Source organism: Rhodococcus sp. IEGM 1379, assembly GCF_030056815.1.
Taxonomy (GTDB): domain Bacteria; phylum Actinomycetota; class Actinomycetes; order Mycobacteriales; family Mycobacteriaceae; genus Rhodococcus_F.
The window spans coordinates 112,980-126,322 of record NZ_JASHKR010000010.1; the positions used below are offsets into that span (position 1 = coordinate 112,980).

The 13,343-nt window shown below is 62.2% G+C and carries 2 protein-coding genes; both read right to left on the bottom strand.

What is annotated here, in order from left to right; translation table 11 throughout:
- Positions 1-20: 20 nt before the first annotated feature.
- Complete coding sequence (locus QM600_RS08835) at positions 21-1,040, bottom strand: alpha/beta hydrolase (protein ID WP_283261089.1); 1,020 nt, start codon at positions 1,038-1,040, stop codon at positions 21-23.
- A gap of 133 nt (positions 1,041-1,173) precedes the next feature.
- Positions 1,174-13,343, bottom strand: a 12,170-nt coding sequence (locus tag QM600_RS08840) for a non-ribosomal peptide synthetase (protein ID WP_283261090.1), incomplete at its 5' end; no start/stop codon positions are given.

The following is a 13,343-nucleotide window of genomic DNA, read 5'->3' on the forward strand; positions in this document are numbered from 1 at the left end:
CACCACCGGGTCACCCGGAATCAGCCGAGGGAACCGGCGATCATGGGCCAGGAGTTGTGCAGATCGTCCTGCCAGTAACCCCATGAGTGGGTACCGGTAGGACGGAAGTCGACCGTGGCCGGAATTCCCAGAGAACTGAGCCGCTCGGCCAATTGCTGGGTGCACTGGTTGGTTCCCGCTTCGATGGCTCCGCCCACGATCACCTGGTTGGCGAGGGTACCGATATCTCCGTTGACCTGCGGATCGTCGAGGGTGTCATGAGGGCCAGGCATTCCGCTGCCGTTGCTGATGTACAAGTTGATGCCGCGCAGCTTCTCGGCATTGACTACGGGGTCGTGAGCTATCCAGGCCGGATCGCTGGGTGGGCCCCACATGTTGTTTGCGTTTCCGCCGCGTGCGCTGACGACAAATGTGACGTAACTCTGGCCGGGTTGGGTGCTCGTCTCGGCGCACCCGCTGAAAGCACCGACTGCTCGGTACAGCGACGGCGCCGACTCGGCCAGGTTGAGGACGGAAGTTCCCGCCATCGACAGTCCGGCGATGGCATTGACGCCGGTCGTTCCCAGCGTGGCATCAACGATCGGGGGAAGTTCCTCTGTCAGGAAGGTCGTCCATTTGTTCAGGCCGAGAACAGGATCGGGCTGCTGCCAGTCGGTGTAATAGCTGTACGCACCGCCGATGGGAGTAACGACATTGACATTCTTGTCGGCGAAGAAATCGGTCACGTCGGTCTTGGTCTGCCAGGTTGCCGCGTCGACGCCACCGTCTTCGCCGCCGCCGGCACCGTTGAGCAAGTACAGCGTTGGGCGGCTCACGCTCGTATCTTCGGGACGGATTACCTCGAGGCGAATGACCTTGTCCATCGCGGCCGAGTACACGTACATGTTCATCTGGCGGTCATTGATGTGCTCGACATGATCCAGAGCGGGACCATCGGCCGACGCTACGGCTGCCTGCCCGAATATGCCTGACGCGGCCAGGACAGCAACGACCGCCAGTGTCCGACAGCGTCTGATCGTGCGGTGCCTGATCGCGCGCATAGTCGCTCCTCGAGCTTGGTTGCGGTGTCGTACGCCGGACCGTCGCTTGTGGTGAACATCCGACTACTGGAGGACATTCCCCGTCGCGGTGACCGGAAAACATCCGCAGTCGCCGACGCACCCGGCTGCACTTTCAGATATCGCCGGTAATTGCACGAGCAAGCGCAGGTCCGATGATCGCCAAGGCATGCGGTTCGATCATCTCGTTGTGCCCGCAGTCCACTGGCTGCACATCGATACGGCCGGTCACGAGCGGCGTCCACTCCAGCGGCGATCGCGCATTGGCGGCTCCGTCCCCATCACGCATCGCGGCAAAAACGTGCAGGTCCCCGTCATAGATCTGGGGAATGAACTGGTGACCAAGACGCCGGGAGTTCTTGTATCCGGCAGCGATCCGGGCGAGGTCGCGCGCGCGTACCCCGGTGTCGGTTCCGAACGTCTCCCCCAACAAGTCCGCTGCACGCTCGTAAGTCATCTCATCGCCCTTGTTTGTCTCCATCCCCACGTCCTCGGCGCCTACGTCGAGCCCGAGTCCGAGGAGGAGTTCCCGGATGTCGAGTTCCCCGGACTCTGGTTCTTCGCCGTTCTCGGGGTAGCTGTCCATGACAGCCAAGGTCCCGACATCTTCACCCGCCCTCTGCAATTCAACAGCTATGGCGTGGGCGATGATCCCGCCGAGCGACCAACCGAGCAGGTCATACGGACCTGTCCGTGCGATGGCCTGAATTTCCTCGACGTAGCGGTGAGCAAGCTGTTCGATCGACCGATATTCGCCGTCGCCACTGATCGTGGGCAGTTGAAGCCCGTAGACAGGTCTGTCCGGCGGTAGGTATTGCACCAGCCCCGCGTATCCCCAGGACAACCCGATTCCCGGATGCACGCAGAACAGCGGCCTTCCACTTCCCTTCACACGCAACGGAATCACCACGGCGAGTGCCTCTTCCACATCCGCACTGTGGGTGGGGATGTCGAGCCGTCGAGCGATTCCGGCCGGTGTGGGGTCGAGGAACATCCACTGCAGCGGCACCTTCCGATCCAACCTGGCATGCAGGGCACTGACGATCTTCGTGGCGACAAGAGAGCTTCCGCCGAGGTCGAAGAAGCTGTCAGCCGTGCCCACCCTTTCCACCCCGAGAACCTCCGCGAACACTTCCACGATGACGCGCTCGGTGTCCGTCGTCGGCGCATGGAATGCGGCAGCGAGTGATCCGAACTCCGGAGCGGGCAACGCCTTTCGGTCAAGTTTACCCACCGGGGTCATCGGAATACGATCAAGCACGACCACTGCGGCCGGCACCATGTGAGTCGGCAGCCGCTCGGACGCATAGGTGCGGAGTTCTGCGGGCACCACATCGTGTCCGCCCTGAACTCGCAGGTAGGAGACAAGCACCGTCTCACCCGATGGGCCGGGGTACCCGATGGTAGCAACGAAGGATACTGCCGGGTGGCGGGCGAGCACGGCGTCGATCTCTCCGAGCTCGATTCGGAAACCACGGACTTTGACCTGGAAGTCGCTGCGCCCGATGTATTCGAGAGTGTAGCCGGTGCCGTTCCCGGACTCTCGCCAACGCACAACATCGCCGGTCCGGTACATCCGACTACTCGGGGCGCCAAAGGGACAGGCCACAAATCGCTCCGACGTCAGCGCCATCCGATTGTGGTACCCGCGTGCCATACCTGGACCGGCAATGTACAACTCGCCGTGTACCCCACCCGGGACGGGTTGCAACCGCTCATCGAGGACCACGAACGCGAACCCCAACGCAGGTGCCCCGACATTCACACCCTCACCGGGATGCATCGGCTCACTGACACTTGCCTGAACGGTGGTCTCCGTCGGCCCGTACCCGCTATGCAGGCTCCGCCCCGGCGCCCATTGTGCGACCACTTCCGGTGGGCACGCCTCCCCCACCAAATCGAGAACCCGAAGTGAGTCGAGACCTTCTTCGCCGAGAGACGACAATGCCGTCGGTGTGATGGTCGCATGGGTCACGTGCTCGCGCTTAAGCAGATCCGCCAAATCGCTGCCACCGTAAATTGCCGGAGGAACGATCACCACCCGAGCCGACGCACTGAATGCCATCATCAGTTCGAACACCGAAGCATCAAAACTCGGAGACGTCAGTTGCGAGACCCGAGCGTCGTGCGTGACTTCGAACCGTTCTCGCGTTTCCGCGGTGAAATTGGCCAACCCTTGATGAGTGACGTTTACTCCCTTTGGCTTTCCGGTCGAACCCGACGTGTAGATGAGATAGGCCGGGTGCGCGAGATACAGCGGGCTGGTTCGATCATCGTCCGTAAAAGGTGCCGACGATACAGCTGCCAACTGCTCGACAAAATCCGCATCGTCGAGCACCAACCATGACACCGTGTGCGGAAGCTGACTCCGGTTGCCTCGCAACGTCAGACCGACCGATGCCCCGGAGTCGGTGAGCATGTAGTCGATACGCTCGGTGGGATATGCCGGGTCGACCGGCACAAACGCCGCCCCGGCCTTGGTGATCGACCAGATCGCGACCACCGCCTCGATCGAACGCGGCATTCCCAACGCCACAAAGGTTTCCGGACCAACCCCGCGTCCGCGCAGAACCCGCGCCACACTGTTGGACCACTGGTCAAGTTCGCGGTACGTGATCTGCCGATCCTCGTAGGACAGCGCCACGGCGTCAGGATCGAGCGCGGCGGCGGCTGTCAACATGTCGGGCAACAGTTCCGGTGGCACGTCGGGCGTGCCTCGCGCCGGCGCCAACTCTCGGCTCTCGTCCTTGTCCAGAAGTGGGATTTCGCCGATCGCCTCGTCGGGATCTTCGGTGACGGCGGCCAGAATTCGAACGAATCGCTCGGCGAAACTTCGGACGGTGTCGCCGTCGAAGAGATCGGTGGCAAAGTCGACAGCTCCGCTCATCCCGGCCGGTTCACCGTTCGAACCGAACTCCTCCGCCAAGAGGAATTCGAGATCGACCTTGACGACATCGAGTTCGGGATCGACTCCCTGGACGTCCAATCCTGGCAGAGCCAGGAACGGTCGTTCGTTGTTCTGAAATTCCAGGGAGACTTGGGCAATCGGTGAATACGCCGTCGATCTGGTCGGTCCGATTTCCTCCACGACACGTTCGAACGGGACGTCTGCGTGGGCGAACGCGCCGAGGTCGACGTCGCGACAGCGCGCTGCTAGATTCGTGAAAGACTGCGCTGAGTCCACCGGCGTGCGGAGTGCCAGCGTCCCGACGAACATACCGACAAGATCGTCGAGCGCCGGTTCCCCACGACCGGCGATCGGCGTTCCGATCACTACCTCGTCGGTGCTGCCGAGTCGCGCCAGCAGAACCGCAAGCGCCGCGTGGATTGTCATGAACTCGGTGCACCGCAAACTCCGCGACAGTTCCTTCACGCGCCGATGAAGGTGTCGGTCGACGGAAAAGTTGATGCGCCCACCGCGGAAGGACTGCTGGGACGGCCGCTCACGATCTGTCGGTAGTTCCAGGAGATCTGGTGTGCCCGCCAGCGTGGTCGTCCAGTAGTCGAGCTGCGCCGACAACAGCGACTCGGGGTCGCCATCGGAACCCAGCAGTTCGCGTTGCCACAGAGAGTAATCGGCGTACTGCACCGGAAGCGGTGACCACTCGGGCGCGCTGCCGCCCGCACGCGCCCGGTACGCCGTCATCACATCGTGCACCAACGGAACCATCGAGAAGCCGTCTGCCGAAATATGATGCACCACAACGGCAAGTACCCGCTCGATCGCACTGAGCGAAAACAATCCGACGCGCAGCGGGGCACGGACGGTGACATCGAAACCAGCCGACACCAGCCGGGCAAGCTCATCGCGCAGATGGACCTCGTCAACAACAGGAACGGAAATCAGTGCGGGAAGTGCACTCTCGGCCGGCAGTATCTGCTGAACCGGCCCGGAATCACGTTCCGGGAACACCGTTCGCAACGACTCGTGCCGACGTACGACGTCGGTGATTGCCTCGCTCAATGCCTCGGTGTCGAGTGCGCCTCGCAGCCGCACCACAATCGGGATGTTGTACGCCGGTGACGCGATGTCCAGTTGGTTGACGAACCACATCCGCTGCTGAGCAAACGAGAGCGGAATATCTTCCGGCCGTGGTCGAGCTGCGAGGATCGGACGCTCCGACTGTTCCCGCGCCGACTGGTCGATACGCTTGGCCAATGCCGCGACTGTCGGTGCCTCGAAGAGGTCCCGTACGCCGTTCTCAGCACCGAGCGACGCTCGGATCCTGGCCATTACCCGGGTAGCGCTCAGGGAGTTGCCACCGAGTTCGAAGAACCCGTCGTCGGCCCCGACATCGTCGATCCCGAGCACCTCCGCGAAGATTCCCGCCACAGCCAGCTCGATCTGGCCGGACGGAGCCCGGTATTGCACTGCCCCGGCATCGAAGACAGGTTCCGGCAGTGCTGCACGGTCCAACTTGCCGACCGCTGTCAGGGGAATACGTTCCAGCACCATGATCGACGACGGCACCATGTGCGCCGGCAGACGGCCGGAAAGCGCCCGGGTGAGCGCGGCAGCATCAAGAGTGCATCCCGATGTCGGCACGACGTAGGACGCCAACAGTGTGTCGCCGGCGGGGCCACTGCGCGCGAGGGTGGCAGCAAATCCGACGTTCGGCTCCGACATGAGTACGGCGTCGATCTCACCAGGTTCGATCCGGAATCCCCGAACCTTGACCTGGAAGTCGCTGCGGCCCACGTACTCGAGGCTGTGCTCGGCTGTCCATCTCACGATGTCGCCAGTGCGATACATCCTCGTCCCGGACTGCGACGGGTTCGCAACAAACCGTTCGGCGGTAAGGGCAGGCCTGCGGTGATACCCCCGGGCCAGTCCCACCCCGGCAAGATACAGTTCGCCCGGAACTCCCACGGGGACTGGTTGCAGCCGGTGATCGAGTACCAGTTCCGTCACACCGCGAATGGGCCCACCGATGGTGATCGACATGTCGGCGACCATCGGTTCGCTGATGTTGGACATGACCGTGGTCTCGGTCGGGCCGTAGGCGTTGTACAACCGACGACCTTGTGCTCGGGTACTCGGAAGGTCGGGATCGGCCCACCGGGCAACAAGTTCGGGCGGGCACGCCTCGCCGCCGAACACAACGTCTGCGAGAGATTCCAGCCTCGTCGGATCGAGTGACGCCAACGCAGCGGTCGTGATGAACGCATGAGTGACGCGGTCGCGTGTGACGAGATCGGCCAGTTCGTCGCCACCGTAGATGTCGGTCGGCACGATCACCATGGTCGCACCGGCACCGAATGCCTGCAGGTACTCGAACACCGATCCGTCGAAACTCGGCGTTGAAAAATGCAGCGTGCGGGATTGTGCTGTCGCCCCCAATCGTTCGATCTGATCGAGAGCAAAATTGTCCAGTCCGCGATGGGTGACCACCACCCCCTTGGGCAGGCCCGTAGACCCCGACGTATACACAACATAAGCGACGCCATCGAGCGCGACCGCGGGGATTCGATCCACGCGACCCTCGGACTGCTCTGCGCATTCTCGAGCGAAGTCAGGATCGTCGAGAACGAGCCAATCAGTGGTGCCAGGCAACCGGTTTCGGTGCTCCATCGTGGTCACACCGAGCGCGACTCCGGAATCGCCGATCATGTGAGCAATGCGCTCGGCCGGATAAGTGGGGTCGATGGGCACAAACGCCGCTCCGGTCTTCGCTACCGCCCACACCGACAACACCGAGTCGATGGAGCGCGGTATCCCGATTGCCACAAAGGTTTCCGAGCCGGCGCCTCGCGAGATGAGCGCACGGGCAAGACGGTTCGATCGCTCGTCGAGATCGCCGTAGCTGACGTCAACATCCTTATAGGACAGCGCAATCGCAAAGGGATCCAGCGCAGCCGCCTCTTCGAGAATCTGGGGCAGCGTGCGGGTAGACCCACCCGCTCCGCCGCTGACCGGCACCAGATTCGCACGCTCCTGCTCGGTCAGTAGCGACACTGCGGCCAACGACTGGTCGGGGCTTGCGCAGGCGTCGAGCGCCTGCACCAGCCGCCCAGCGATGCTGTCAATTACATTCGCGTCGAAGGCATCCGGAAGGTACTCGAATTTGAGGCGCAGCCGAGTATCGACGGACGCTACCAAGCTCAACGGGTAGTGGGCCGCGTCCATTGCGTCCACCCCGACCACTCGCATTCCGGCGATATCGGTATCGGTGGTCAAACCACCACGATCCACCGGATAGGACTCGAACACTGCCAGTGTGTCGAATCCGACCTCAGGGCCCGCGGCCCGCCGAATGTCAGCCAGGCCGACATAGTGGTGATCCAATAACGCGGCCTGCTCGGCCTGAACACGCTCGAGCAAATCTCCCAGAGTTTCATCGGGCCGCAACCTGATTCGGACGGGAAGCGTGTTGATGAACAGTCCGATCATTGTCTCGATGCCCGCCAGTTCGGGTGGCCGCCCCGAGACCGTGGCACCGAACACCACGTCGTCGCGGCCGGTCAACGCGGCGAGCACCATCCCCCACGACACCTGAACCATCGTGTTGACGGTCAGTCCTCGCGAGCGCGCGACGTCGAGGATCCGTGCGGTCTCGTCCTCGTCCAGGTCGAAAACCCACTCGTGAGAAATCGTTGACAGTTGCCGCCCCCTGTCCGAGGGAAGAATCAACGTCGGCCCTTCTACCCCGGCCAGAGCCTGCGCCCACATCTCCCGCGAAGCAGCCTGATCTCGGTTCTTCATCCATTCCAGATAATCGCGATATCCGCGCACCCGGGGCAGCGAAGATTGGTCTCCATCCGTGGCATAGAGCGTCAGCAACTCTGTAATCAGCAGCGGCATCGACCACCCGTCAAGAAGAATGTGATGGTTGGTCAACACCAGTCGGTACTTGTCCGGCGCAGTCTTGATCGCCATGAACCGAATCAGCGGTGCCCGTGTCATCTCGAACGGACGGAGCCTGTCATCGTCGAGGAATCGCTCCACATCAATCGAACTCGAATCGGGTGTCGTCAGATCGACTTCAGTCCACGGTACTTCCACCCGTGACCGGACAGCCTGGATCGTCTTGCCCTCGGTTTCATGCAGAAATGCGGCACGCAAGTTAGCGTGCCGGTTCAGTAGAGCGTCGGCCGCACGGCGCAGCCGAGGCACATCTACGGAGCCGACAAGATCAAGGCTCACCTGCACCAGATAGGCGTCGACGGACTCGTCGGCGAGTTCGGCGTGAAAGTGCATGCCGGCCTGCAGCGGCGACAGTGACCACACGTCGCTCAGGTCTGGAACCCGGCTCTCGAGTTCTTCGATACCATCCTGCCGAAGTTCGACGAGATCAAAATCCGACGGCGTGAATCCTGTGCCACCAGCTTGTGCGTGTGCGCCCAGAGCGTACAGCGCCTGCGCCCACCCCTGCGCAAGTTCATCAACCTCCTCGCGGGTGATGACGCCCGGCGGGAACGTCCATGTCGAGGTCAACACGGGGCCGTCATCGGTGTCGACGGTCATTGCATTGGCATCGACAACGGCACCAAGGGGTATGCCCGCAGCCGACCTTTCACGCAGTCCGGGTTCCTCGATCGGCACCCAACCGTCGGCGCTCCCGGTAGCGCTCGCGCCCATTCTCCCGAGATAGTTGAAGCTGATCTGAGGCATCGATTGAGGTGAAAGCAACTGCGCTGTATCAGTATTCAGATATCGAAGGAGACCGAAACCGATACCGTGATCGGGAACCGCGAGAAGTTGTTCCTTCACCTTCTTGATCGCGGCACCGGCGGACGGCCCCCCGGCGAATGCGTCGTCAAGATCCACACCGCGCAGATCGAGTCGTACGGGGAAGATGGTGGTGAACCATCCAATTGTGCGAGAGAGGTCCACTCCGGGCGCTAGCTGCTCTTCTCGTCCGTGGCCCTCGAGGCTCAGAAGTGCTTCTGCCACGTCGATCTCACGGCGTCGACGCCAGCGGATCAACGCCAGAGCCAACGCCGTCAGCAATCCGTCGCCCACGCTGCCGTGGAATGCCGCCGGCACTGTCGTCAGTAACGCCTCGGTCAGTGAAGGCGAAAGTCGTACCTCGATGTCCACGGCGGTATCGGATAGGGCCAGTGGCCGCGAACCCAGCATCGGATCGGGTGCTTCCAACATTCCTCGCCACAATTCGAGTTCGGCGATACGGCGAGGTTCGTGGGCAGCGTCGGCGAGTGCGTGCGCCCACCGGCGCATCGATGTCCCGGCAGGCTCGAGCATCGGCTCCGAACCGGACTGCAGTTGCGCGCATGCACTTGCGAGGTCAGGCATCAGAATCCGCCAGGACACACCGTCCATCGCCAGATGATGGACCGCGATCAGCAACCTCGCGGCCGTGCTGTCGTCGCTGTCGTGGCTGTCGTGGCTGTCGTCGCTGTCGTCGCTGTCTAGCCAGATCACCTGCAGCATCACGCCCGATGCAGGATCGAGCCGATCGAGAGCCGCGTCGAGTTCCCGCGCCGCACACTCGGCGTCTACTCCCGATCCCTCCACCCGACGGACCACCGCGGCCGCACGCACGGCGCCTTCGGCCGGTACCTCCATCCGCCAACCGGTTTCAGTGCTGTCGGTCCGGAACAACTTCGCCCGCAGCAGATCGTGTCGGTCAACCACAACCTGCAGTGCCCTCGTCAAGGTGTCTACGTCCAGTGTTGCAGGAATCGTGAACAGTGCCGACTGTGAATAACGACGGAAATCCCCGCCGCGTCCGAGCATCCACGACGCGATCGGTGTCAACGGGATCTCGCCGATGCCACCACCTGCCAGTTCTTCGAGGAACACCTCGTCGGCAGTCCTCGCTATCTCGGCCAGTGCCGCAACGGTTTTGCGATCGAACACATCGCGCGGCGAGATCACTACTCCGGCAGCTTTAGCTCGGGTGACCAGCTGGATCGACATGATCGAATCCCCACCGATCGTGAAAAACGAGTCGTCGACGCCGACGGAATCGAGACCCAGAACATTCGCGAAAAGGTCTGCCAGGATACGTTCGGTGTCGGTGACCGGCTGCCGGCTCGGGGTCACATTCTTTCCGAAGTCTGGTTCGGGTAGGGATTTTCGATCCAGTTTGCCATTCAGTGTCAGCGGCAACTTGCCCAAGACCACCACTGCCGCGGGCACCATGTACGACGCCAGACTCTTAACCACTGCATCGATGATCGCGGCCGGATTTATCACAGCACCGTTCTCCGGCACCACATACCCGACCAATCGATCCCCGTGCGCTGCCACCGCCGATTGCGCAACCCCGCCGCACGCGAGCAGTGCAGATTCCACCTCACCGAGCTCGATGCGATAGCCCTTCAACTGAACTTGGAAATCGTTGCGCCCAAGGTACTCCAGCGTTCCGTTCGCGTTCCACCGGCCGAGATCGCCCGACCGGTACATCCGCGATCCGGGAGTGAAGGGGTCGGGAACAAACCGGGAAGCGGTGAGGGCCGACCGGCCGAGGTATCCGCGCGAGACCTGCGCACCGGAGATGTACATTTCCCCGATAACCCCGGGCGGCACCGGATGGAGTCGTCCGTCGAGCACATAGACCCGCAACCCGGGCAGGCCATGGCCGATCACCGACGCGGACTTGTGCGCCGCCTGGTCACGGTCGATCTCCAGATGGCTGACATGCACCGTTGTTTCGGTGATGCCGTACATGTTGACCAGGACCGGGGAAGTTTCATCTCGTCGCTCGTACCAGCGATTCAGATGCCCGAATTCGAGGGCCTCCCCACCGAAGATCACATACCGCAATGCCAGATCGGGAGTACCGGCGCGACGATCTGCCTCCGCCAACTGATAGAAGGCAGTGGGCGTCTGATTGAGGACGGTGACACGTTGCTCACGCAGCAGGTCCAGGAACTTCGCGGGTGAGCGTGCCGTGAAGTAGTCGACCAGCACCAGTCGACCACCGTGGCAGAGCGCTCCCCACATTTCCCACACCGAGAAGTCGAATGCGGCGGAATGGAACATGGTCCACACATCAGTCGGACCGAATCCGAAGAGCGACTGCGTGTTTGCCAGCAGAGTCGCCACGTTCCGATGCGAAACCTGTACGCCCTTCGGCTGCCCGGTAGAACCCGACGTGTAGATGACGTAAGCCACCGAGTCGGGATGCAGCGAACCCTGCCGGTCAGCGTCTTCCATCGGAAGTGACGAAAACTGCTGCAGCGCAGTCACTGTCTCCGGATCGTCGAGCATGACCATCCGGATATCGCTGGAGTTGACTGCATGCGCGTCCGCAGTAGTGGTGAGCACACACCGCGGCCGCGCATCACCGAGAATGAAGGCCAACCGCTCAGTCGGAGAAGTCACGTCCACCGGTACGTAACCCGCCCCAGACTTCACCACCGCCAGAATCGCCACCACAAGATCGACCGAAGTTGTCATCGCCACGGCCACCAACGATTCTGCACCCACGCCCTGAGCCACGAGCAGCCTTGCGAGCCGGTTCGCTCGCGCATCGAGTTCCCGGTATGTCACCGCGGCGGCGGCGCCTGGTGACACCGCCACAGTGCCGCCCGACAAAACCACCGCCTGATCAAAAAGTTCCGCCAAGGTCGCCGACGCGACGTCTGTTCCCTGGCGATTCGCTGACGTGAGCACATGTTCCGCCGCCCGCAGGATGTCGATATCCCCCACGGGCTTGGTCGGATCCGTGGTGACGCTCTCCACCACTCTCATGAATCGCTCTGAAATCCGCTGCACCGACTCACGATCGAATACGTCGGACGCATACCGGAAGCCGGCGCTGATCCCCGCCGGTGCACCAATCTCGTCGACGCGTTCCAACAAGCTCAACTGCAGATCGAATTTAGCCACGTCCAGATCCACATCGATCGACCGGACGGCAAGTCCAGGCAGTTCCAGGCGAAGTGCAGTGGTGTTCTGGAATTCGAGTAGCACCTGAAAGAGAGGTGTGTGCGAAGTCGATCGCTGGGGGGCAAGCTCGTCCACCAGGCGCTCGAACGGAATGTCCGAGTGCTCGAATGCACCGAGGTCCGCCGCTCGCACACCGCTGAGAACTTCGGCGAATGTGGCCCCTGCGTCGACGCGAGTACGCAGGACGAGTGTGTTGACAAACATCCCCACGACGCCGTCGAGTTCCCGGCGTCCGCGGCCTGCTACCGGAGATCCCACCACCACATCGTCCGACCCTGAGAGCCTTTCCAGCAGCACCACCAATGCGGCGTGCATCACCATGAATAATGACGAATTACTTTGGTGCGCAAGATTTATCAGAGTCCGATGCAGCGCGGGTTCGATTTCGAATGCAACAACTCCGCCGACCACGGACCGTTGTGCGGGCCGTGATCGATCCAGCGGTAACTGCAGTAATTCCGGGATTCCCGACAATGTCCGCGTCCAGTAGTCGAGCTGACCCGACACCTCCGAACCTGGCTGCGCATCCGTGCCCAGCACCTCGCGCTGCCACAGGCTGTAGTCGGCATACTGCACGGGCAGCGGTTCCCACCCCGGTCGCTGTTGCCGTGAACGGGCGGAATAGGCGAACATCAGATCCCGTGCCAACGGCGCCATCGAGACGCCGTCGGCAGCAATGTGATGGACGACAATAGCAAGGACGTGCCTCTCCGGGGCGAGCCTCAGCAACTTCACCCGGAGCGAAAGTTCCTCGGAGACATCAAATCCGATGCAGAAGAAACCGTCGAGCGTGGATCGCAATTTTCCGTCGGACACGTGCGTCGAGCTCAGGTCCAGAGCGACAGTAGTGGGATCGACAATCGCCTGTCGAGGCCCGTCCGCGGAGCCGGGAAATACGGTACGCAGAGACTCGTGTCGTTCCATGACATCGCCGAGCGCCGCTCGCAACGCATCCGGATCGAGCACGCCGTCCAACTGCAGAGCGACGGGGATGTTGTAGGCCGGCGAGGACGTGTCGAACTGATTGACAAACCACATCCGCTGTTGCGCAAGGGAAAGGGGAATCCGATCGGGTTGCGTCCTCCCGCTGAGCATCGGGACACCCGCAGTAGTCCGCGCTGTCAATTCGACCCACGCAGCCAACGCGGACACGACCGGTGCGTCGAACAACGCCGCGATACCCAACGTTGAACCCAGCGCACTATTGATGCGCGCCACCGCCCGGGTGGCACTGAGTGAGTCTCCCCCAAGGTTGAAGAAACTGTCATCCGCACCGACACGCTTCAGGCCGAGTACATCAGCAAAGGCCGTGGCTACCGCTTGCTCCGTTGGTGTGCTGGGCGCACGATAGGCAGTTCCACTGAAGTGCGCGTCCGGTAGTGCTTTTCGGTCCAACTTCCCATTCACCGTCACCGGCAACCCCGACA

Excerpts from the sequence above, each read along its gene's own strand:
- QM600_RS08835 (WP_283261089.1), bottom strand. The coding sequence starts at position 1,040 with ATGCGCGCGATCAGGCACCGCACGATCAGACGCTGTCGGACACTGGCG.